The following is a 22,830-nucleotide window of genomic DNA, read 5'->3' on the forward strand; positions in this document are numbered from 1 at the left end:
AATAATTTATAGTTAAGAACTACTAAATGTATGATTTATATATTATATTATTTAAAATACATTTGACATAGCAGATCTGATCCGCGCTTGAATAAAGTCCTTTCTTCTGCAGAATATTGGTTTTGAACCTTATTTTGTTTTCCTTTTTATACCTTTAATTTCCATTCTTCATCGAAAGATGATGAATTGGAATTCGAACAACATTATCAACTTTAAATTTTTCACATGGAAATTAATTGGTTAGTAATCATTGGTGCGGGGATCATTCCGCTGATTATTGGATTCATCTGGTACCATCCCAGCGTATTCGGCAAAGCCTGGATGCAAATGACCGGCCTTACAGAAGAAAAAGCCGGGCAAGTCAACATGGCTCTGGTATTTGGATTAACATTTTTATTGGGCGTGTTTTTATCGCTGTCGATGTTATCCATGACCATCCATCAGATCCACATGATGTCGACTTTATTGAATGTGCCCGGATTTGGTCAGGAGGGAACAGAAGTCACTCAGTATTTCAATGATTTTTTAAGCAAATACGGAAATGAATTCCGCACCTTTAAACACGGTGCAATTCACGGCATCATCGGAGGTTTGTTCATCGCTTTACCGATTCTGGCCATCAATGCGATGTTCGAGCAAAAGTCATGGAAATACATTGCCATCAATGTAGGTTTTTGGATTGTCACCATGGCTTTGATGGGGGGTGTGGTATGTGCATGGGGAGCATAAATGACTTAGGCTAAAGGTGAAAAGGCTGAAGGTAAAAAGGCTGAAGGTAAAAAGGCTTGCAATCAATGGCACAAGGCAAGGAAAATTATTTCTCAGTTATTCTTGATTTTCATACTTTGATTTTATAAACTCAACCATACCTAACATTTGTTAGAAATTTTAATTCAAGCTTCTTCCTTCTAACCTTCAGTCTTAGGCCTTTAGCCTTTCACGACACCATCGTCCCCACATTCTCACCGCGGATGATGCGTCCAAAATTTTCGGGTTGATTGACGTCGAATACAATGATCGGCATGTGATTTTCTTTGCACATGGTAAATGCGGTCATGTCCATAACCTTCAAGCCTTTGGATATGACTTCGTCGAAACTGAGTTTTTCGAAACGGGTGGCATCCGGGTGTTTGAGTGGATCTTTGGTGTATATGCCATCTACGCGGGTGCCTTTTAAGATCACATCCACATTGAGTTCGCTGGCTCGTAAAGCAGCGGCGGAGTCGGTTGTAAAATAGGGATTCCCGGTTCCCGCAGCAAAAATGATAACCCGTCCTTTTTCGAGATGTCTGATGGCTCGTCTGCGGATGTACGGCTCTGCAATTTGCCGCATTTCGATGGCTGTGATGAGACGGGTGTATACTCCAATCATTTCCAGTGCGCTTTGCAAAGCCATCCCGTTGATGCAAGTGGCCAGCATTCCCATGTAGTCGCCCTGAACGCGCTCGATACCGCTTCCTTCCCCATCCATACCTCTGAAAATATTTCCACCCCCGATGACTACAGCCAATTGGATCTTGTGATCGACTGCCATCTTGATTTGTTGTGCATAATAGTGCAACATCCGGGGTTCGATACCATATGCTTGTTCGCCCATAAGCGATTCGCCACTCAACTTCAATAGAATCCGTTTGTATGCAGTCATATTTGAAAGTTTGCTGTCATCCCGAAACATTCCGGTATAACAATTTTAACTCATATTTAGCAAGCAGCCAAAAAAAAGGCGAATGAAACATCATCCGCCCTTTTTATTTTTTTCCAGATTATCCTAATTTGACATGTCTGAATCCCGACACTGTCAAATCTTTATCTATATTTTTAAGGTAAGCTGAAATGGTCAAGCTTCCGTCTTTTACAAACTGCTGATGCAATAAGGTACTTTCTTTGTAGAATTTCTCGAGTTTTCCCATGGCAATTTTCTCGAGCATGGCTTCCGGTTTGCCTTCAGCGCGTGCCTGTTCTTTTCCGATCTCGATCTCTTTTTCGATGACCGTAGGATCCACATCTCCTTTATCCAGTGCGATGGGTTTCATGGCAGCAACTTGCATGGCCACATCTTTACCTGCGTCGGAATATGCATCAGAAGCTTTGTTCAAACCTACCAGCACACCGGCTTTGTTGCCCATATGAATATAACTTTCGACTTGTGCGGCTTCAAGTTTTTCGTAGTTGGTCAATTCTATTTTTTCTCCAATGGCAGCAACCATATCGGTTATTTTATCTCCAATTTTTACAGACCCATCAAAAGGCTGTGCCAGCAAACTCTCCAGGTTCTCCGGATAGCTATCCAGTGCGATATCGGCGATGCGCTTTGCAGTTTGGATGAAATCTTCATTTTTTGAAACGAAATCCGTTTCGCTGCTAAGTTTAATAACCACGCCTTTGTTTTTGGCATCGTTGACTTTAGCAATAACAGCACCTTCCCTGGCTTCGCGGTCTGCACGTTTGAGTGATAGTTTCTGACCTTTCTTCCTGAGGATCTCTATGGCTTTTTCAAAATCTCCTTCGGCTTCAGTCAGGGCAGCTTTGCAATCCATCATTCCTGCTCCTGTACTATCTCTTAAATTTTTAACATCTGATGCTGATAAAGTAAAACTCATAAGTATTTATTTAATGAACTAACGATTGTAAGTTTAGCTGGCTACATTTTCTTCTTTCACCTCGGCATTGCGCTCTTCCAATCCTTCCCGGATAGCCTGAACCATGTATTGAGTGATCAGGGCGATGGATTTGGATGAATCGTCATTGGCTGGTATCGGGAAATCGACAAGATTGGGGTTGCTGTTGGTATCCACCATTGCAAACGTACGTATGCCCAGGCTTTCGGCTTCATCTACAGCGAGATGCTCGTTGAGGATATCGACTATAAAAACTGCGGAAGGCAATCTGTTGAGAGTAGCTACACCACCCAGTACGCGTTCCATTTTATCTTTTTCACGGCTCAGTGTAAGGCGCTCTTTTTTGGTGATGTTGGTAACGTTGTTGTCGGTCAACATTCTTTCGATGTTATTCATCTTTTTAACGGACCGGCGGATGGTTGCAAAGTTGGTCATCATGCCTCCAAGCCAACGTTCAGTCACATAAGGCATGTTTACGCTTTTTGCAGCTTCTGCCACTATCTCACGTGCCTGCTTTTTGGTGGCGACGAACATGATCTTCTTTCCGGATTTGGCGATCTGCTTCATAGCGTTGGCTGCCTTATCCAGGCACTCCGCTGTGCGGTTGAGATCTATCAGGTGAACGCCTTTGTGTTCTTTGAAGATGAATTGGCGCATTTTGGGATTCCACTTTCTGCGCAAATGTCCAAAATGTACATTGGCTTCTAATAACTGCTGGTAGGTGGGTTTTTCCATGATATATAATTCGTGCTCTTTTGAAATAATATTAACGTTTACTGAATTGTGATCTCCGGCGTGCTTTGCGCAATCCAAACTTTTTGCGTTCTACTTCTCTTGCATCGCGGGTCAGGTAATTTCTTTCCTTGAGGGGCTTGCGGCTTTCTGCATCGAGTTTGCAAAAGGCTCTGGAAATAGCCAAGCGAATAGCCTCCGCCTGACCTTTCAATCCTCCTCCTGCAACGGTGGCACTGATGTCATACACCTGATCGCCGGCCACAACGAGGACCGGATCCATTACTTTTTGAGCAATGTCTTTTATTGGAAAGTACTCCTCGAGTTTTCTTTCGTTGATGGTAATTTCAGTAGCGCCGGCAGTACCTTTCTTCAGGTATACGCGGGCAACCGCTGCTTTCCTTCTACCAATGGCATTGATGTTTTCCATATCTTAGATTGTATAAGGTTCGGGTTTTTGTGCACTGTGCGGGTGCTCAGCGCCTTCGTAAATAAATAATTTCCTGTACATGGCATCGCCCAGTTTGCTCTTGGGAAGCATTTTGCGGATAGCGACCTCCAGAATTCTGTTGGGATGTTTCGCCAACACTTCTCTGGGTGTTGCCGATTTTTGTCCTCCCGGATATCCACTGTAGGTCAAATAGACTTTATCGTCCATTTTTTTACCGGTGAATCGCACTTTTGCCGCGTTGACGATAATGACATTGTCGCCACAATCCATGTGTGGTGCAAAATCTGTTTTGTGCTTGCCCATTAATAAATGAGCAACCTGTGAAGACAGACGGCCGACCACCTGACCTTCAGCATCGACTACGTGCCATTTTCTGCTGGTTTCAGCAGATTTGGAGTAGGAAGTTTTAAAACTTAAAGTATTCACTTTTACTAAAATTTAATAGTGAGGGCTTTTTTGAAGCGGGCACAAAGGTAAACCCAAGTCCAATATGCTGTATGCCAAAGCTTAAAAAAAATTGTAAATTTTTAGCTAACTGATTGAAAAACAAGTAAATTTTGGACAAGATTGCAAAATTGTCGCAAAATCAGGTACTCCGGGAGGCCTTCATTTAGGCATCCATCTGAAGCTAATGCCAATTCGTTTTATCTTCGCGTTCTTAAACAGCACCATGGAGAAAATTAAAGTTGGGATCAGTTGCGGCGACATCAACGGAATCAGTCTTGAGGTAATTCTGAAAGCCCTCAAACACGAAATGATCTATAAAAACATCATCCCGATCCTATATTGCAATGTAAAAATAGCATCCTACCATAAAAACATTGCCCAGCTCGAAAATCTAAGCTTCAATATAATCTCTCCCGGTGAAAGACCAAGGCCGGGTCGGCTGAACCTGGTCAATTGCTGGAATGAGAATGTGACCATTTCCTTGGGAAAACCAAGTCCGGATGGCGGTAAATACGCTAAAATGGCCTTGGACAGAGCCCTTGAGGATTTGAATAAAAACGAGCTGGATGCCCTGGTTACCGGCCCCATACACAAACATTCGATGCGAATGGCGGGCTTTGAGCACATGGGTCACACGGGTTACCTGCTCGAAAAATCAGGAGCCAAAGACTGTTTGATGTTTATGGTTTCCGAAAGCCTGAAAGTAGGCATTGTTACCGAACACCTTCCCGTTTCGCAAATTGCCCAGGCCATTAAAAAGATTCCATACTCCGCAAACTGAAGATCATGGAACAATCGCTGATCACCGACTTCGGCATAGAAAAACCTCATCTGGCGGTACTGGGACTCAATCCGCATGCCGGAGAAGAAGGATTGCTCGGACCCGAAGACGAAGAGATCATCAGGCCCGCTATTATTGAAGCCAAGAAAGCCGGAATGTTTGTTTCGGGACCCTATCCTGCCGATAGTTTTTTTGGCACCGGACAATTCAATAAATTCGATGGCATCCTGGCGATGTATCACGATCAGGGTTTGATTCCATTTAAGACCATTACCCATCAGGAAGGTGTAAATTATACGGCCGGACTGCCTTTTGTAAGAACTTCTCCGGATCATGGTACGGCTTTCGACCTGGCTGGAAAAAATGAAGCCGATCCCGGCTCGATGTTCAATGCCATACTGATGGCCAAAGAGATCGTTTTTCAACGCAAAGGCTATAAAGAAATGCGGGAGAATGTTTTGAAGAAAAGGCCAAAGCTATCAGAAGAAATGAGCGAGTAGGTTAGTTCACTCCATTATCATTCGTCTCGGTTGAGATTGGTTTATTCAATCCGACAACTTTGGCAGTGCAAAGTTAGATGAAATCGGATGAATATTGTAACTCCTTATATATATTATTTTTAAATATATTATCTGGCTTAACATCCCAGAAATAAATTTTTATAAAAAGCAATTGAGTTGGTGTTTGTTTCGTGTTTTTTAGAAAAACGAATATTTTTTATTAACTAAAAATTTACTTCCAGAATTGACGAAAACACCTGTATAGTAAATAGTACTTGCCGGAAACTGGATTCTGAAGAGAATAAAACAATTAGCTTTTGCTTGAAAGTTATATAGACTGATTTACTTCTTTAATTTTCAATCACGCGTCTTCCTTTTAGCTTTGTCCAATAAAATTTTAACCACAAAACATTCTGAAAAATCGGGGAAGATCTGGCATTCAGATGGATTCAGAAAATAACTTAGTTCAAGTGTACTTGCAGAGGAAGATACCTGGAGTTATGTTAGCGCGACAGCATCCATTTTTTCAAAACTGAAATTCAATCCCTCTCTGATTTTTTCCATTCGATCATTCCAAAGCCGGCTGCAAAAATAGTCTCAACTTAGGAACTCCAACTTATTCGGAATGTTAAAAGGATTTTAGAAATTGAAGATCAGGCTTTGATCAACTGTACTTTTATCTTCTTTTTGATTTTTTCGCTGGCTGCCTGCTTTTTTTGTATTGACTTTTCACTTCCGGCTTTTTCGATTCAAGAGGAAGGATACGCTTCGCTAAATATTCCATTGGAACAGGCACAACCGTTATTTCGGATGCAAAAATGGCATCTGCCTGTTTTTCAACCGCAATTTCCGGGGCAGCTTTCTTTTGATCTAATAAATCGAGATCGTATTTTTCAATGAGGCGTATCAATTTTTCCGGATAACTGGGATCAGTAGCATAACCGCATTTTTTCAATCCGTAAGCCCAGGCTTTGTAATCGTTTGCCGGAAGGGTAAACAATTCACTGTAGCGCGGTCTGAATCTGATAAAGTCAGAATGATCGAGGTAAGAATCCATGGCGGAGGAATACGATCTGAAACAAGAGAAGATTAAATTTCCAGTACTGTCTTTGTCGTCATCTTTATACTGATAGGTATTGCCCGCCCAATTCGCTTTGCACTTAATGCCAAAGTGGTTATTTGCATTGGTAGCCAGTTCGCTGCGGCCCGATTGGGATTCATGCAGAGCCTGAGCCATTTTGATGCTGGCCGGAATTCCGGTTCGCTCCATTTCACTGATGGCAACCCACTTGAATTGCTCGATGTATTTTTCCTGCACGGTTACAGGTCTTGTAGCCGTTAAAAAAACAAATGAAAAGATCGCCAATAACAGCTTATGGAATGGGAGTAATGTTACTAAGGGCTTCATATTTTGTATCCTTTGCCTTTTCAGATACAAAAATAATACCAATTTTGAATTTAACAAATGGGGGTAAATATGTAAAATATTGTTTTACATTTATTTACATAGTATTTTTTATCGTAATATATTTAAATTTAAGGCTGAAGACGTAAGGCGGAAGGCGGAAGAAGCTTAAAGCGCAAAGCTCGAAGCGAAAAGTTTTTATTTCTTAGTACCAAAGTCAAGTTTCTGGACATCACACCTCAATAATCCAGCATCTATTATCCCTATTCATGCAATGGAAGCCATTTTCTTAGCTTAAAGGCGTAAGGCTGAATGTGTAAGGCGTAATCATTTTGCATCATCCATGCTGATTCTTAGAGTTAAGTGAAAAAAGCAAATACTTATAGCTTCTGTTCTGCTTGTGTAATTATTGTCCGCGCATAAAATTCTATGGCTTCATTTCCATTCTAATCAGTCTTTTGGTTTTTGTACTACTCAAATTCTCAACTGAATGGGGTGCTTCAGCCTCTTTGTACATAGTTAAAGGAAAAACGAGTGGTTCCGGTAATTTACGGGTATCCAAAATCACATTCCCTTCACCATCTTTATCTATAAAATCTCCGGCTTCCATAATATACAGTACACTTGGCCACTGATGATGGTGGACGGGTTCAATTTCTTTAGGCGCAAGTGTGACCTCCAATACTCTGACTTTATCATTCTCCAGTAATATTTTATGGTTCTTAGGCGCAGAAACGACCGCATCCTGATCTTTAGGCCAATCTGCAGGATTCCCGGTTTTGTACAATAGTTTTTGCTTTTCGGAAATTTGTCCGAAAACTGCCATAGTCGAAAATGCCGTGTAGCAAATAAAAAAGATTAGAAACTTACAAGTTGATTTCATGTTTGGTTAATTTTAGTTTTATTCGATTTCTATGATTTATTCATAGGCTTACAATTGAAAAACATAATCGCCGTCCTTAAGAATTGGAAGTTATTTTCATTATCAGATTAATTAAAATTGTTTCTCTTGCCCTTTTTTAGATTTATTAAGGAAATAAATGAAATCAAAGCCCAAACGCCTTCAAGAATTATAAAAGGAACATAATTCATAAGAACGGAAGCCAAACACGCCAAAAGTGCCCCGATTAAATTCAATAAAATAAAAACCAAACTATCCTTTTCCAATTTATCGAAAGCATTGAGTGCATAAGCGAGTAAAATCTGAAATACCCCGATGAATCCTATCCAATCTATAATGTTCATTTGTTGTTAGCGAATATGTGTATATGCATTTTCAAATTTCCGATCTCACTACTTGCTTCTTTCAAATCTGTTTGTATATTGCTTTCAGGAGTTTTATGGGCCGTTTATTGTAAATTATTTTTTCAGGTTTGGCACCAGGTGCAAATTTATAATTGAACTAATTTCAAGTAACTGCCTTTTGAGTTCCAGTTTATACTTGCCTCTCATGAATTGTTTCTTTAACCAATTTCTCACAGCTCTTAACAACAACATATATTTAAGCCTTACCTCAGTAACACGTTTTCAAATTCGTCAGTAACCTCCCATATATGCCTACCTTGTTCAATTACTCCAAGCCTTACTTTATTAAATTTTGCTGTAGTATCTATCGCAATTCTTTGGAAATAGCTTAAAATGTTTGTCAACAAGATAAAGTCTTTGCTTTTTAAGCAGGTTGTAAAATTTCCTATTTATTTTTCCATCGTTCCAAATGTCCCAACATAAATGGTCTCGAAAAAAGCCAGGCAAAAAATTTGTTGTGCCCACCTTCAATCATTCCTTTTCGCGAAATTTCTGAAAATTCCTTTAAGGTAACCTGGCCACCATTAAATTCTCCGTTTCCGTAACAATAGCTGCAATATTTTGAACTCTTCGTTCCGTCCTTTTCTGTGCCGCCTCCTTGTGGGTCTTTGTGCAAAGGTATTCCGCAACTCTGACAATTTTTGTAAGTCTGTTTTTCCATATATATTTAAACATTTAATGTGCATGTGTTTTACTCGTGTTGGCCATCATTTGTCATTGCGCTCAAAAGAGCGGTTTATACGATACCGAGAATCAAAATTAAAAAAATAAAAGCAATTGGATGCATAGCGTGTACACAATTTTATGCGCCTCTATTTTACGACATTGAATAGCACTCTTCCTTTTATACATCATAATTTTCTCATACGAACATTATAAACTTTATGATTTGGCCGGGTTGCAATTGTATCCCACAGATGTTCCGATTTATAAAAAATATTATTTTCTTGAAAATTGCCTTATTTTTGACATAGGTAATTCTCATTTATCATTGTAAAATTGAGTCTCACCCCATGAAAAAAATATTAGCCCTGATCATCGCGTCGGTAACGATCTCTTCATGTCTTGCTGGTTCTCATTATTATGTATCGCCATTTGCTTCGGGTCAGGGAGACGGCAGTGTATTATTTCCCTGGACGCTACAGCAAGCATTCAACGCTCCACCCGAATTAAATAACCCCAGTGATACCATCTGGGTATGGCTACGGGAAGGCGTGTATACAAATTCATTCAATGCACAGACATCCTTCAGTTGTTTTACCCATGGAAAGGAAAATACACCTATTATATTCAGAAATTATAACCATGAACGTGTCGTGATTGATGGCCAACTTCCATATACCATTACCATGTCATTGGGTAATTGCAGTTATACCTGGCTCTGGGGACTTGAAATCACCAATTCAAGCATTGCGGACAGAGACCATCCAAACTCAGACAGAACTGGCAATGTATATTGCACTGCAGAAAATATGAAATTCATAAATCTTCTTGTACACGATCTTGGCAGCGGACTGGATGTTTGGAAATCTGCGAAGAACACTGAAATTTATGGATGCATTATTTACAATATTGGAAATAACAACTACAACAATGGAAACTGGGAGGGTCATGGACATGGGATGTATTTGCAAAATGACACTGTTGGTATGAAGAAAATTCACAACAACATCATTTTCAATACGTATGGTTATGGAATGAAAATCTGGCAAACAACAGCGACTGCTGCTCTTGGTAATTTTGATATTCGGCATAATGTTATTTTTAATGGCGGAGCGGCTTCCGAGAATCTTGGCGGTGTGGGAAACAATTCCAGAACTCATAATTTCTTTGTCGTTTCCAACTCCCCCGGCAATCCAATTCTCAATACAACTATTAAACATAACTATACATTTTCCGGTACCAACACTCCCCGCCCTCCGGTCAATGCATTTGGTCTTAATTACGGGGTCAGGAATTTTGTTTTGGACAGCAATTACTTTACTGGCCAACTCAGACTTGGATATAATAATACCCCAGTGTTTGATGCTGCTGTAACAGGAAATAAAATTTGTGCAGGAATTCCGCCATCTTACGGATATTATCTTTGGGGTTTTACAAACTCAGATTTCCCCAACAACTCCTATTATGCGGGACCTGATTATTCTGGGATTGAATACTTCATTCTTCCCAATAAATATGATCCAAATTTAGCACATCTTGTAATTTACAATTGGGACAGCAGCTCCATAGTTAATATACGGATCAAATCAAGCGAATTCCGGGCAGGTGAAGTCGTCGAAGTTATTAATGCCATGAATTACTACGATGATAAAACCATAGACACCATTTCCGGCAATGGCGAACTCAATATTTCTATGTTAGATCGAAAAGCAGCATCCATAATTGGCTCTTCCCAAAATCCCAATGTGCAATTTCCTGTTTTTGGCACCTTTGTAATTCGCAAAACAGGGAAATCCATAATTACCAATACCAGAAATGTATCTGAGTTTGATGATAAAATAGTCATTCTTCCAAACCCCTGTTCTGAAACTGCCACTATAAAATTTGAAAATTTGCCAATCCATCTATCGGTCCAAATCTTGAACCCTTTGGGAAAAGTACTTTTCAATCTCAAAATCTTACCGGATCTGAATATACATTGGAATTGGATCCATATCCTTCGGGTCTGTATTATGTCCTGTTGATGGATGGTCAGGAATTCATCGCCGTTCGAAAACTAATCATCAAAAAATGAGCAGGGCTTTTTCGTGTGGAAACTTCCATCGGAATAAATCGCAACTAATTCACATAATTAAACTACTGAATCACCAATATCCTGAAACTGCTTTTATTGGTTTGGCTTTCTTGTCCATGGATTTTGGTTATTGTGTCTTTCTGTAATGTAAAATTGCCAAAACCGATACAACCAAAAAAGGAATTGTCGAGATTATAATTTTATAGTTTGAACTCAGTAGCCCGGTGATAAACATAAATACCAACAATATACCTATACAAGCTATGCTTATGTATGTTAGAATTTTATACGGCTTCTTTTGAAATAAAGTGAATAATAATATTATTTGCCCTACCAGAGGCAAAACCGTAAATGGATGAAGCGCAGAAAGAGGGTCTGTAAATAATTTTGAAAGTATTTCAGCTTCCGCCTGAAAAAGAAATAAACGGTTGTTCCCGCTCCATTCCAAATATCCAAAAAGCGAAGTAATAACTAAAAGGAGATTATAAATTTTACTTTTCATTTTATCTTTTTTTAAGAATGTCTATGCAGTTACCAGCCCACCAAATTGTCTGTCACGCTCTTCATTTCAATCAATTTTGCTTCCAAAATATTGGTTTTTAATATTAAGGGGACTTCTAAATATTCATAAAAATACCTATCTTTTGGGAAAAATTCTATATGGCCAAAATCATTACACCAAAGCAACAACTTGAGCTATTTGAGTGGGATGCTCTTGTTGAAAAACTTCGTTCTTTTGATAAAGATCCATTAGCTAAGCTTAACGATTACATCAGATTTGAATATTTTCGAAAGGAGCTGGAAAAAATTGTTAAAAGAACGGGAGAAGGTCCCGGCAGGCCATCTTATGATGTAGTGATGATGTTCAAGTTATTAATTGTTCAAAGAATATATGATTTAAGTGATGAATCAATGGAATTCCAAATAGCAGACCGGACAAGTTTTAAATTATTTTTAGGAATACGAGGAACGGATCAGATTCCTGACGCAAGAACAATCTGGTCGTTCAAGAATGAATTGAGTTTAAAGAAGGCGGATAAAAGGTTATTCAAAAAACTGGATCAACTATTACACCAGAATAGGGTAATAATAAATAAGGGTAGTATTGTAGATGCTCATATTGTAGAAAGCGAAATTAACCGCAATAGTAAAGAGGATAATGACTTAATAAAGAATGGGCAAATACCACAAGAATGGGAGGACAACCCAAATATTGGAAGACAAAAAGATTCCGATGCCCGCTGGGTAAAGCACCATAATCGCAAAGCCTACGGCTATAAAGATCATGTGAAGATCGATAAAAACACCAAACTGATTACCAACTATGAAATAACCCCTGCGAATGTTTATGATGGTGAAATGACGGATGTATTGATAGAAAAACGGGATAAAGGAAAACGCTTATATGGAGATTCGGCAAGCTGGGATTTCCGAGAACGAATCCGGAAGAAAGGGATGATACCTTGTATAAATCAGAAAGGAAGAAGAAACCGTCCATTAAACGACAGGGAGCAAGACAGAAATACGAACTTATCAAGAACACGTGCACGAGTTGAACATGTATTTGGTTGTATCACCACGATGTTTGGAAAAATGAAATTACGATGCATAGGTAAAGTAAGATCTTCTTTTCAAATTGGACTGACAAACATAACATATAATTTATTCCGGATTATCCAACTAAAAAGAAAAGTAGCATGGGCATAGTGTGCCCGGAACTGAAAAATCACAAATAAATTCACGAAATTGTTGAAAACCGGATCGAAATTGTTGAAAAACCTTGCTTGCAAAAGCTCCATTGTAGCCTTTGAAGTTTAAATGAATATCATTTGAACAAATGAAACGAACTTTTTTAATAAATAGAAGTCCCCTTAATTAATATTTGTTACGTAGTATAGGCCTGATTGGGAAGTGGATATTTTGTTATTAAACAGAAGAATGAAACCCTAACAAATTAATAGTTGATTATCCATATTAAAAATATGTTGAAGTTTAAAAATGCTACCAACCTACATAAATAAATTCCAGAATTAAACATCTTTGTTTGATTGACTGTACTTCCATAAATGATAGGCAAAAAAGGATAAGTGAAAGCCCTGCAATCCTTGGTAACAATTTACCAATTTGGATAACAGGAAAATCAGTGGTTGAATAGCTGCCAATAGCATTAGGATTGCTGGCCAGCGATTCAATACCTTTGTTCTCAACAGATCAATGCCGAATAGAAGATATCCAAAAACAAAGCCGGCTCCCCCGAAAATGGCAATTGCTCCAGTGGGACCATTTCTTTCAACAAAATACCAATCTATTGCCGGTGCGACTCCTGATAAACGAGCGATATCTAAAAATGCCCAGGGAACAAACAATACTGCGGCCATAATAATTAAGGAGTATCCAAGCAGTCCAAGCATACTAAGTTTTTGATAATGTACGGCTGCAATCGCAGTAAAAGCAAAAACAGATAGTACATATCCAGTTAAAACTAACTCCGCTCCAATGAGAGAATCGCGATGAATATCAAGTGTCCACCCGATGATCCATAAAGCACCACTGATTAAGCAAACCAATGAACCTAATCTTACTATCAATCTATTTTTAATAGCTTGTTTCATACCATAAATATGTATCTCGAATAGATAGTGGTTTGCCACCAAATTATGAGAGTTCAAATTTAATATTAAATCGGGTAAATTTATTAAAGGAATCTGTTGTTTTGAATGGTTGTGCATCTTCTTATTTGGATTTTCATTAAGTTGTTTGAAGAATTGATACACTCTTTTAGAACGAAGCATTGTGGTCTTTAAGCGACTTCACTTTAGGTTTGACAAATAATCTTGTGATGGCTGCAAAAAATGCGAATATAATTCCAGGTGCACCAGCAAACTTGTATTGTCCGTGAATTTGTTTTAGTATGTAGTCAAAATCAACTATCATCTGTAAACTCGGTTTATTGGGATTAGGTTGACTGTTTAATGAGTTAAACCCCTGTACCAACACATAGTCAATGTCGAGTGCTGGTTTGTATGTTGCCCTGAACTTTGTCTCTCTATCAAATGGATTTGAAAAGGTGTGTGCTGTGTTTGCTGTAACATTAAAACTTTCTCCCTCTTCAAGAACAACCTTCTTGCCTTTAGCCAAAAGTTCAAGTTTTCCCTCTATAACTTCAAAAATTTCGTCTTGCAATGGATGCATATGTGGCGGCGGTCCCTCTTGTCCTGCTGGAATGGTGCAAATAATTTCAGTGAAAGCACCTTTGGTGTCCTTACCTGTCTTTACAAAGGTAATTGTTTCACCAGTTGATTTTAGTGTTATTGATTTCACTTTAATATAGTTTAATTCTTTGTTTGCAATGTTTAGTTTCTAAGCTGGAATTTTGAACTCTATTCCAGTTATAAATTTATTTTTAGCACTTTCGGCAAGCTTGATGCATAAGGGTTTAGGCTAAACGCATTAGACCCGCATAGGGGATATTGCCGTTTTAGCCTTTGTTACAACCAGCCTTCGCTTTATATTTTAACAAATTTCTTCGTTTTATTTACAAATCTATTTTGGACATGAATAAAGTACGAACCACAAGGATAGTTTGAGATATTCAGTCTTCTGAACAGATTTTCAAGTTGTAATTTAAGACTGAAATAATAGTCAGAATAATTAATAGGATCACTTTCATCAATATCAACAACTAAATCAATGTCGCTGTCTATGTTAAATTTGTCAGTTGTAACTGAACCAAATGCAAAGAGAGTCTTCACTTTGTTGGAAACGCAAAGTTTTTTTATATGATCTATATGTGTATTGATTTCATTCATTATTAATGCTAAGTTACTTATTTATTACGATATTTTACTGGCATTGGCGTTAACGGACGGGTGCACACGCTGTGCCGGTTTTGTAACCTTTAATTTTTACCGGAGACGTCAGCAGACATACCGCTGTGCACCATGTTACCAGCAGGCTTGAATATTATCATTTTCTTTAATTTTTTGCGAAATTATACTTGATATTGAAATTAAAACTCCACAAAGTAATAATGGGTGGATCGTCAGAACCTTCTAATCCAAATTTTGTAAAGAAAACGAATTGAGGTTCAGTAGCTAAGGATAATGATAGTTTATCAGCAATAATCTTTCTTTCGTATTCAAAGGTTGAGCCCAATCCGAATTTGTTATTTTTCCAATACATATCAGTGTATGATCTAGTTTGAGTATTATTTACTTCATTTTCAACAATCGATTCTTTTATTTTAAAGAAGTTAATTATTAGTTTAGGTCCAATGTAGATTTCTGATTTAGTTCCACGATAGAGATTAAATTTATAACAAGATGAAATTGAAATAATTTGATTTGATGGCTTCACTTTTCTGTAATAATCCTTTCCATCTCCACTTGAAAAGAATATATAGCTAAATGAAGTAGTGATAAAACTATTAGTAAATAGAAAATCAAGTTTATCATTCGAATTGATATTAATCTCATAACCTACACCATATCCAAATCCGTTTTGAACTTTATTATAACTACTTATTGAATATATTGGTAATAATTTAATTTGCTGGGCTGTTGTTTGGTTTAATAAACCGAGTAATGAAGCCAAAATGAATAATTTATTCATACTAATTGTTATTTTAATTTTAGTTATTGCCTGCTGGTAACGGTTGGGCATACACGCATTGCTTCTTGCATATTTATTTTTTTTACCTAACTTTATCTAGGCATTGCGTGTATACCATGTTGAACTAAACCTGCGGTAGTTTTTGGTAAAATATTTGCTTATGATTAATCATTTCTCACAATTAAACTAATTAAACATGGCAACTAAAAAAAACTTCCGCAAGATTTAGGTCAACATACCTTATTGGTACAGGCCTGCAACAAAGTTAAGGGTTTTAAAGAACAGATAATAAGGTTCCAGAAAAAATTGTCAATCCTTGGGAGAAGTCCGAATACTTTTAAAAACTATTCCCGACATATAGCTCAAATGGCACTTCACTTCGGGTGCCTTCCTACAGAATTAGAGGAAGATCAAATCACAGATTATCTTCACTTGCTTCAGCAAAAGCACGATACACCTTCCGATTCCTATTTTAAACATACTGTATATGGACTTCGATTTCTTTGTAAATGTGAAGGAATAAAAGTAAAAGAACTTGGCCTTCCTCCTATCAAAAAATCCAAATCCTTGCCAACTGTTTTGAGCGAAACAGAAATTAAGAAATTGCTGATTTCACCCGTATTATTAAAGCACAGAATTTTAATTGGACTTTTGTATGGTTGTGGTTTGCGTTGTATGGAACTCAGATCGATCCGACTGGCTGATCTTGATTTTGATCGCAAGATGCTTCATTTCAGAGTTAGCAAAGGCAATAAGGAAAGATATGTACCGCTCAGCGATCTACTCATCAGAGGGATTCGAAAGTATATTGCCGCAGAACAGCCGCAGGATTACTTATTTCATGGTCAACCCAATGGTCGTGCCGGAGGTGATTTTGACAGCCGCTATTCCCAACGAGGAATTCAGTGGGCAGTAAAACAAGCTGCACGTATAGCCGGAATTCAAAAAAACGTAAACGTACATACCCTCAGACATACGTATGCCACGCATTTGTTGGAATATGGACTTGATATCATGACCATCAAAGATTTGCTCGGTCATGAAAGCATTGAGACCACAATGATATATCTGCATGTAGCTCAAAGCGGAAAAGTCAAAGCATTCAGTCCTTTAGACAGATTGTATGCGGACCGCATTTGAACTTTCACAGGTCATTGACAGGGTATTGTACAAAATCCACTCCCTTGGTTTGAATGGCTGGAAAATCAAAACTCTGGATGCCATCCGTAGATGTAGGACGGCGGTATTGGGAGGTCATATAGATGTCTGTTCCGACTGTGGATATACCAAACTAAGCTACAATTCTTGCAGAAACAGACATTGTCCCAAATGCCTCGGAGATAAATCAAACAAGTGGATACACAATCAAACCAGGAATTTACTTCCGGTACCTTATTATCATGTGGTTTTTACATTGCCTCAGGAATTAAATTCGCTTTGCCTTGGGGCACCCTGTGAGATCTATAATATTTTGTTTGATTCCGCATGGAAGACCATTCAGGTATTTTCATCGGATCCCAAATACCTCGGTGCAAAGTCAGGCATGATTGCCGTATTACATACATGGGGACAAAATCTCAGTCTGCATCCCCATTTACACTGTATCATACCTGCCGGTGGAGTAGATCATAATGAAAATTGGAAATTCACCCGATCAAAAGGCAGGTATTTATTTCCAGTAAAAGCCCTGAGTCAGGTCTTCAGAGCAAAGTTTATGGCACTCCTTATTCAGTCTGGTTTAAGTAATTGTCCCACCATACAAAAATCGCTTTGGAGCAAACCCTGGATAGTTTATGCAAAGCGACCTTTTGCTTCAGTGCATGCCGTTATTGAATATCTGGCAAGATACACACACAAAATAGCCATCTCAAATCATCGGATCTGCCACATCGATGATTCCAATGTCACATTTAGATATAAAGACTATCGACAAAAGGGTATCGTTAAAAAATTGACGCTTACCCACGAAGAATTTATCCGGCGGTTCTCCATGCATATCATGGATAAAAGATTTGTCAGAATCCGCCATTATGGAATTCTGAGCAGCTCCTGGAAAAGAGGAAAACTTCAGTCCTTACAATCTAAATTACATGTCCGATTATCATCTCTCAGTTCAAACTCGAAATATAGAATCTGTCCTTGTTGCAAATCCGGAACTATGATAACACTGCTTACTTTTGATTCAAGAGGGCCACCTCAAGCAATTCTCTTACAGTATCCATCACTCTGCTCGGCTTAATTGAAACTGTAATTAGGCATATCACTCTATTTATGAACTAGAATAAAATCATCTTATAATTCAAAAATAGATCATCATGATCATCTTCTAAACTCAAATCTTGCAAAAAAAAAACTCTTTGGGCTATCCTCTTCCCGGCTCGACATCTCCATAGATTTACTTACTTGCTTAGCTTCCTGGGCGAAACTACCGCAGATTTCGTTCAACAGCGTTTTCATTGTTCGTAATGCATACGCAACGAAAACTTAGTTGTTAGGTGCTGGCGATTCTGTCCACCGTGCTTGTAAACCATGATCGTTATTGAGTTGTCGTGTCATTGAGTGTCGGATGTGAGTTGCGTATCTTTTATTTTCTTTAAAGCGTAGGGATTTTTTTAATTCAATTTTTCTTGGTGCAGGAAACTTGTAAGCTCTTTGACAAAGCTTTGGTTGTGGCGTTGGCTTGTAGGGATTTGGCAATGTGCTTGCAAGTGTGTGGAGGATTTATTCATTTTTTTGTTGTCTTAATTGATCCTTTTAATTTTTCAATCATTCCACTTTTATCTTTTTGTAAAGCCTTAGCAAAAAGTTTGGCGTGCGGATGTACATCATGATATTTTTCACTCCACAGTATTACTTCAGCTAACACAGGAATTAAATCTATACCTTTTTCGGTTAATGTATAAAGCACCTTTACCTTACTTTCAGGATGCTTCTGTTTTTTGATAATTCCCCCTGATTCCAATTGGAGAAGTCGGTCCGCTAAAATATTAGTTGCAATCTTTTCCCCGCCATTCAAAAATTCTCCGTAAGTACTCATACCATTAAAAACCATGTCCCTGATGATTAATAAAGACCATTTGTCTCCCAAAATATCCAAAGCTGTACTTATCGGACAATCAGAACGATATGCGATTTTTTTCTTTTTCACCAAGCAAATTTACAAAATTACTTGCATATTACAAGTAAAAGGTTTTATATTTGTACTTGCAAATAACAAGTATTAACACTAAAAACAATACAAATGAGCAAACTTCAAGTACAAAACGAGGCGATAATAAATGCTCCCATTGGTAGCATTTGGTCGGCCATCACAGATATTTCTGTTTTACATAAAGTCAATCCAGGTATAATAAAAGCCACTGGTAGAATGGATTTGCAAGGAGAAACACGCACTTGTGAAATTGACAATAAGGGCAAAAAAGGAACAATGACCGAACGCCTTTTAGAAATGATTCCTGAAAAGAAAACGGTGTGGACAATAGAAAATGATGATATGGGATTCGGTAAAATGTTAAAAGATACAAGGTTTGTATTCAATCTTGAAAAATTAGGAGACAATAAAACCAAGGTCACTAATGAAACTTATTTTACCCCTGCAAACTTTATGGCACGCATACTAAGTGGTCTTGTTATCAAAAAGAATATCCGTAAAGCACAACAACAAATATTAAACAATCTAAAAACGCTTACTGAAAAATGAAAAAAATATTCAAATGGACAGGAATTATCCTCCTTCTTATAATCGTTGTTTTTCAAATTTTATCTTATCAAACCATAACACTTCACCATGAAGTTTTAATTAATGCTCCTAAAGAAAAAGTTTGGTTGGTATTGAATAACATTGAAGAGGTAGAAAATTATAATCCACAAGTTTCTGATGCAACGTGTCTGTCGGATAATCACGAAGGAGTTAATGCAAGCCGTCAATGTACAATGGATGACGGTACAACCGTCAAAAGAAAAGTACTTGCCATTGATCCCGGAAATTCAATGACTATGGAATTATATGAAAGCTCATGGCCGGTTAAGAATATGAAATGGACTACTTCCATTGAAACAAAGGATGGGGCTACACTTGTTAAACAGGATTTGGAATACAATGTTAGATATGGAGCATTTGGAGCACTACTAAATACCTTCGTAATGAAAAATAAAATGAATGCTTCTATTAATGAAGTGTTTTCTGAATTAAAAAAATATGTTGAATCAAAATAGTTAATCATGCCTTACAATGAAAAATTAGCTGATAAAATCAGAGAATCTCTGGCGGGAACAAAAAACCTGGTAGAGAAAAAAATGTTTGGCGGAATCGCTTTTATGGTCAATGATAAAATGTGTATCGGAGTTGATAAAGATGATATCATGTTACGTTGCGAATTGGAAGAAACGGACGAGCTTTTAAAAAAGAAAGGTGCACGGGTTTTTGATCTTTCGGGTGGTCGCCCAATGAAAGGCTGGCTGCTTGTTAGTGCCGAGGGAACAAGCTCAAAAAAGGATTTTGAATGGTGGCTAAATAAAGTTATTGAGGGGAATAAAAAAGCGAAAGCTCCTTCACCTAAAAAAAAGGAAAAATAATTCACCAAATAATAACAATTTATAAATAAAACAACATGAAAAATGCAATCAATTGGTTCGAAATACCGGTAAAAAAATTCGACAGAGCAAAAAAATTCTATGAAACAATTTTAGATGCATCCATTAACGAAATGCCACACCCCGAATTAAAGTATGGGATGCTTCCATTCGACATCGAAAATGGTGGTATTGGAGGTGGCTTAGTAGAAGGTAAGGGGTTTGAACCTGCAACCAATGGCTCGTTAATTTATTTAAATGGAGGTGATGATTTAAGTGTTCCTTTAGCTAAAGTGGAAAAGGCTGGCGGAAAAATAATTCTTCCGAAAACGTCACTTGGCCCCAATGGTTTTATGGCTCATATTACGGACACGGAAGGGAATAAAATTGCTCTACACTCGATGCAGTAGCCAATGAGGTTTTTATAAAAGGGCAGTTCTGATTCTGCTCTTTTATTTTACCTTGATATTTACTAATCCTTAAGATGCAGCTTTCTTAACTTTTTCCTCCACTCTAAATCTGCTTTTACTTTATCTTTCTTAAATGGCCCAAGTAGTTCGTTCCTATCTTCAGCCAAACCTTCTCCGTATTTGTCCGACCATAAACCAATCTCAATAATTATAGGCATCATAGCAATTCCTTTCTCCGTGAGCGAATAAACTATTTTTTGCTTATGATGATCATCTTCGAGTTTGTTAATGAAGCCCTCTTTTTCAAGTTGAACCAATCTATCCGCAAGAATATTTGTAGATATCCCTTCATCCGATTGCAGGAATTCTCTGTAATAACGCTTTTCAAAAAACATTAAATCTCTGATAATAAGCAAAGTCCATTTGTCGCCAAACAATTCCAGACCATAATTTAAGGGGCATTTCGATCTCATAATAATTTATTTTTAACTTTTATTTTGCAAGTGCTTGCATTATTCAAGTAGTTTTATCTATATTTGTAACCGCTTGTGTTTTACAAGCACTTGCAAATATAGGATTTATTTAAACATTAACACAATCAAAAATGGAAACAACTATCAAAAACGAGGCTGTGCATGCTCTTTCTGAGCAAACAATTTTGCATACAAGATTATTTAAAAATGTACTTCTTGACATTAATGAGTCAGATCACACAAGAAAAATTGCAGACAACACAAATCATATTGCCTGGTTAGCGGGCAGCATGGTATCAGCAAGATTTATGATGGCAGACTTGCTTGGGAAAAAAATAGAAGAACCATTTCCCGACTTGTTTAAAAACAATAAGGCCATTCAAAACAATGTCAATTATCCAACCCTTCAAGAACAATTAACGTATTGGAACAAAATTTCTGAAATTCTTGAGGAGCTAATTGTCTCTGCTAATAGAGAAGAATTAACCGAAATATCAGAAACCAATTTTCCGGTAAATGATAAATCCAAATTCGGTGCTATCATTTTTCATATTGATAGAGAATCTTATGTATTAGGCCAGCTGGGGCTTCTCAGAAAAGGTTTTGGATATCCCGCAATGAAATATAATTAACCACTTAAAAAAACACAAGTATGAAATTCATAGTAACATTAAAAGCGAGACTAAAAATGTCTTTACCGGATTCAAAGGCATGGAGTGATAATTTATTCAATCCGGAAAACATCAAAAACTTCAAAATGGCAGGGAATTATTCCCACCACGCGTACATCGATGCATCCGACCCAACCCAATTTATGGCGACTGATTTTTGGGAAGTTCAAAGCGTTCAACAAGTAAAAGATTTTTATGATAACGAACAGTTTCGAACCATTATTACTCAGTTTGCGGATGGTGAAGCAGAAATATAAATTTATGAAGATCAAAACTGGATTTCATTCTAACAATTAAAATCAAATAAAAACATGAAAAATCAATTATTACAAAACAAAACCGCTCTAATATTTGGAGCAAAGGGTGCGCTTGGTACTGCAGTAGCAAAAGCGTTTAAAGAAAGTGGTGCAAATATTTATTTATCCGATATAAACGTTAAAAATGAAGTCGAGGAAAATTCTCTGGCACCAATTCGCAAGTTGGATACTTTAAATGAAAAATCGGTTCAACAATATTTTGATTGGTTTAAAGGTGAAAATATCTCAATCGATATTGTTGTTAATCTTTCAAGTTCCAATCCTGCTGAATACAATCACGGCAAACCGGCAAGCGAAGTTTCTCTTGACCAATTTCTAATTCCATTAAAAAACAATACTGCCAGTCAGTTTATAACTGCCAAGGTTGCTCAATCAGTAATGTCTTTACAAAAAAATGGTGTTATAATTTTTGTTACCTCTTCTCTATCCAAAGTAGGATCGCCTTGGTCAGCGGCACTCACAAGTTCACATGCTGCAACCGAAGGGCTTCTTAAAAGTTTAGCATCAGAATGGGGGCCTCTTGGTATTCGTGTCCTTGGCGTTCGTTCAGAAGCAATGCCCGACTCGCCTGCCATAGATTACACTTTTAAAGCTATGGGAAGTAATATCGGTTTAAGCGGAGTTGAAATGCAAGGGTTCATAGAGCAACAAAAAACAGCGCTCAAAAGATTACCTACTACTCATGAAACTGCAAATGTAATTGTATTGGCAGCAAGTGATATGGCAAGTTATATGACAGGTACAATTATTAATCATTCAGGCGGTCACATCCTAGAATAAACATCACTAAAAACTAAAAT

General features: G+C 37.7%; 27 protein-coding genes and 1 pseudogene. 13 read left to right on the forward strand and 15 right to left on the reverse strand.

Annotated features, from left to right (window positions below):
• Positions 1 to 225: 225 nt before the first annotated feature.
• Positions 226 to 729, forward strand: a complete 504-nt coding sequence (locus tag IPM34_14665) for a DUF1761 domain-containing protein (protein ID MBK8956778.1) — start codon at positions 226 to 228, stop codon at positions 727 to 729.
• A 208-nt stretch (positions 730 to 937) separates the two neighbouring features.
• Here IPM34_14665 and IPM34_14670 read toward each other — a convergent pair whose 3' ends face one another.
• The 5 genes from IPM34_14670 to rplM form a co-directional block, all read right to left on the reverse strand.
• Entirely contained in the window at positions 938 to 1,645 is a 708-nt protein-coding gene (locus tag IPM34_14670) for a UMP kinase (GenBank protein ID MBK8956779.1), read from the reverse strand.
• A 118-nt stretch (positions 1,646 to 1,763) separates the two neighbouring features.
• Complete coding sequence (locus IPM34_14675; protein MBK8956780.1) at positions 1,764 to 2,600, reverse strand: elongation factor Ts; 837 nt, start codon at positions 2,598 to 2,600, stop codon at positions 1,764 to 1,766.
• Between the two features lie 33 nt (positions 2,601 to 2,633).
• Positions 2,634 to 3,353, reverse strand: a complete 720-nt coding sequence (rpsB, locus tag IPM34_14680; protein ID MBK8956781.1) for a 30S ribosomal protein S2 — start codon at positions 3,351 to 3,353, stop codon at positions 2,634 to 2,636.
• Between the two features lie 31 nt (positions 3,354 to 3,384).
• Positions 3,385 to 3,780, reverse strand: coding sequence for a 30S ribosomal protein S9 (gene rpsI, locus IPM34_14685; protein MBK8956782.1), 396 nt, complete (start codon positions 3,778 to 3,780; stop codon positions 3,385 to 3,387).
• A 3-nt stretch (positions 3,781 to 3,783) separates the two neighbouring features.
• Positions 3,784 to 4,227: a 50S ribosomal protein L13 gene (gene rplM / locus IPM34_14690; GenBank protein ID MBK8956783.1), complete on the reverse strand. Its 444-nt coding sequence runs from the start codon at positions 4,225 to 4,227 to the stop codon at positions 3,784 to 3,786.
• A gap of 244 nt (positions 4,228 to 4,471) precedes the next feature.
• On the opposite strand from rplM, the pseudogene pdxA reads away from it, so the two are divergent.
• Positions 4,472 to 5,529 (forward strand): annotated as a pseudogene (pdxA, locus tag IPM34_14695) (4-hydroxythreonine-4-phosphate dehydrogenase PdxA).
• A 676-nt stretch (positions 5,530 to 6,205) separates the two neighbouring features.
• Here the strand turns inward: pdxA and IPM34_14700 are convergent.
• The 4 genes from IPM34_14700 to IPM34_14715 all read right to left on the reverse strand — a co-directional run bounded on the left by IPM34_14700 (position 6,206) and on the right by IPM34_14715 (position 8,900).
• Positions 6,206 to 6,937, reverse strand: a complete 732-nt coding sequence (locus tag IPM34_14700; protein ID MBK8956784.1) for a glucosaminidase domain-containing protein — start codon at positions 6,935 to 6,937, stop codon at positions 6,206 to 6,208.
• 424 nt (positions 6,938 to 7,361) lie between these two features.
• On the reverse strand, positions 7,362 to 7,817 hold the full coding sequence (locus IPM34_14705) for a hypothetical protein (GenBank protein ID MBK8956785.1): 456 nt from the start codon (positions 7,815 to 7,817) through the stop codon (positions 7,362 to 7,364).
• A gap of 107 nt (positions 7,818 to 7,924) precedes the next feature.
• Positions 7,925 to 8,179: a hypothetical protein gene (locus IPM34_14710; GenBank protein MBK8956786.1), complete on the reverse strand. Its 255-nt coding sequence runs from the start codon at positions 8,177 to 8,179 to the stop codon at positions 7,925 to 7,927.
• 445 nt (positions 8,180 to 8,624) lie between these two features.
• Positions 8,625 to 8,900, reverse strand: a complete 276-nt coding sequence (locus tag IPM34_14715; GenBank protein ID MBK8956787.1) for a zinc ribbon domain-containing protein — start codon at positions 8,898 to 8,900, stop codon at positions 8,625 to 8,627.
• A 352-nt stretch (positions 8,901 to 9,252) separates the two neighbouring features.
• On the opposite strand from IPM34_14715, the gene IPM34_14720 reads away from it, so the two are divergent.
• Entirely contained in the window at positions 9,253 to 10,926 is a 1,674-nt protein-coding gene (locus IPM34_14720) for a hypothetical protein (protein ID MBK8956788.1), read from the forward strand.
• Between the two features lie 710 nt (positions 10,927 to 11,636).
• Positions 11,637 to 12,683: an IS5 family transposase gene (locus IPM34_14725; GenBank protein MBK8956789.1), complete on the forward strand. Its 1,047-nt coding sequence runs from the start codon at positions 11,637 to 11,639 to the stop codon at positions 12,681 to 12,683.
• Positions 12,684 to 13,006: 323 nt separating this feature from the next.
• On the opposite strand, the gene IPM34_14730 is transcribed toward IPM34_14725, so the two are convergent.
• The 4 genes from IPM34_14730 to IPM34_14745 all read right to left on the reverse strand — a co-directional run bounded on the left by IPM34_14730 (position 13,007) and on the right by IPM34_14745 (position 15,587).
• The gene (locus IPM34_14730; protein MBK8956790.1) at positions 13,007 to 13,768 is read right to left on the reverse strand and encodes a hypothetical protein; all 762 of its coding nucleotides are present in this window, start codon (positions 13,766 to 13,768) and stop codon (positions 13,007 to 13,009) included.
• Positions 13,755 to 14,297: a cupin domain-containing protein gene (locus IPM34_14735; GenBank protein ID MBK8956791.1), complete on the reverse strand. Its 543-nt coding sequence runs from the start codon at positions 14,295 to 14,297 to the stop codon at positions 13,755 to 13,757. Before IPM34_14735 ends, IPM34_14730 begins: the two co-directional genes overlap by 14 nt.
• A gap of 185 nt (positions 14,298 to 14,482) precedes the next feature.
• Complete coding sequence (locus tag IPM34_14740; protein ID MBK8956792.1) at positions 14,483 to 14,785, reverse strand: nucleotidyltransferase domain-containing protein; 303 nt, start codon at positions 14,783 to 14,785, stop codon at positions 14,483 to 14,485.
• Between the two features lie 166 nt (positions 14,786 to 14,951).
• Positions 14,952 to 15,587: a hypothetical protein gene (locus IPM34_14745; protein ID MBK8956793.1), complete on the reverse strand. Its 636-nt coding sequence runs from the start codon at positions 15,585 to 15,587 to the stop codon at positions 14,952 to 14,954.
• A 366-nt stretch (positions 15,588 to 15,953) separates the two neighbouring features.
• Between IPM34_14745 and IPM34_14750 the strand changes: the two genes are divergently transcribed.
• Together IPM34_14750 and IPM34_14755 are read left to right on the forward strand one after the other, a co-directional pair.
• Complete coding sequence (locus IPM34_14750) at positions 15,954 to 16,727, forward strand: tyrosine-type recombinase/integrase (GenBank protein ID MBK8956794.1); 774 nt, start codon at positions 15,954 to 15,956, stop codon at positions 16,725 to 16,727.
• On the forward strand, positions 16,711 to 17,826 hold the full coding sequence (locus IPM34_14755; GenBank protein MBK8956795.1) for an IS91 family transposase: 1,116 nt from the start codon (positions 16,711 to 16,713) through the stop codon (positions 17,824 to 17,826). The genes IPM34_14750 and IPM34_14755 overlap by 17 nt, the downstream gene beginning before the upstream one ends.
• Positions 17,827 to 18,312: 486 nt before the next feature.
• Here the strand turns inward: IPM34_14755 and IPM34_14760 are convergent, their stop codons facing one another.
• Positions 18,313 to 18,738, reverse strand: a complete 426-nt coding sequence (locus IPM34_14760; protein MBK8956796.1) for a helix-turn-helix transcriptional regulator — start codon at positions 18,736 to 18,738, stop codon at positions 18,313 to 18,315.
• Positions 18,739 to 18,828: 90 nt separating this feature from the next.
• On the opposite strand from IPM34_14760, the gene IPM34_14765 reads away from it, so the two are divergent.
• Genes IPM34_14765 through IPM34_14780 form a run of 4 tightly spaced genes read left to right on the forward strand, consistent with a single transcriptional unit; the run spans position 18,829 to position 20,569 of the window.
• Positions 18,829 to 19,287, forward strand: coding sequence for an SRPBCC family protein (locus IPM34_14765; protein ID MBK8956797.1), 459 nt, complete (start codon positions 18,829 to 18,831; stop codon positions 19,285 to 19,287).
• Positions 19,284 to 19,802: an SRPBCC family protein gene (locus IPM34_14770; GenBank protein ID MBK8956798.1), complete on the forward strand. Its 519-nt coding sequence runs from the start codon at positions 19,284 to 19,286 to the stop codon at positions 19,800 to 19,802. Before IPM34_14765 ends, IPM34_14770 begins: the two co-directional genes overlap by 4 nt.
• Before the next feature lie 6 nt (positions 19,803 to 19,808).
• Positions 19,809 to 20,162 (forward strand): TfoX/Sxy family protein, encoded by a 354-nt coding sequence (locus IPM34_14775; GenBank protein ID MBK8956799.1) that lies wholly within the window; start codon positions 19,809 to 19,811, stop codon positions 20,160 to 20,162.
• Between the two features lie 35 nt (positions 20,163 to 20,197).
• Positions 20,198 to 20,569, forward strand: a complete 372-nt coding sequence (locus IPM34_14780) for a VOC family protein (protein ID MBK8956800.1) — start codon at positions 20,198 to 20,200, stop codon at positions 20,567 to 20,569.
• 62 nt (positions 20,570 to 20,631) lie between these two features.
• On the opposite strand, the gene IPM34_14785 is transcribed toward IPM34_14780, so the two are convergent.
• Positions 20,632 to 21,042, reverse strand: a complete 411-nt coding sequence (locus IPM34_14785; protein ID MBK8956801.1) for a helix-turn-helix transcriptional regulator — start codon at positions 21,040 to 21,042, stop codon at positions 20,632 to 20,634.
• Positions 21,043 to 21,173: 131 nt separating this feature from the next.
• Here IPM34_14785 and IPM34_14790 point away from each other — a divergent pair, with 131 nt between their 5' ends.
• From IPM34_14790 to IPM34_14800, 3 genes are read left to right on the forward strand one after another with little or no spacing between them, the layout of a single operon-like run.
• A complete protein-coding gene (locus IPM34_14790; protein MBK8956802.1) occupies positions 21,174 to 21,674 on the forward strand; it encodes a DinB family protein in 501 nt (166 codons plus the stop codon).
• A gap of 20 nt (positions 21,675 to 21,694) precedes the next feature.
• Complete coding sequence (locus tag IPM34_14795) at positions 21,695 to 21,970, forward strand: hypothetical protein (GenBank protein MBK8956803.1); 276 nt, start codon at positions 21,695 to 21,697, stop codon at positions 21,968 to 21,970.
• A 54-nt stretch (positions 21,971 to 22,024) separates the two neighbouring features.
• Complete coding sequence (locus tag IPM34_14800; protein ID MBK8956804.1) at positions 22,025 to 22,810, forward strand: SDR family oxidoreductase; 786 nt, start codon at positions 22,025 to 22,027, stop codon at positions 22,808 to 22,810.
• Positions 22,811 to 22,830: the final 20 nt, after the last annotated feature.

It is taken from the genome of Saprospiraceae bacterium, assembly GCA_016716185.1.
Classification (GTDB): Bacteria; Bacteroidota; Bacteroidia; order Chitinophagales; family Saprospiraceae; genus Vicinibacter.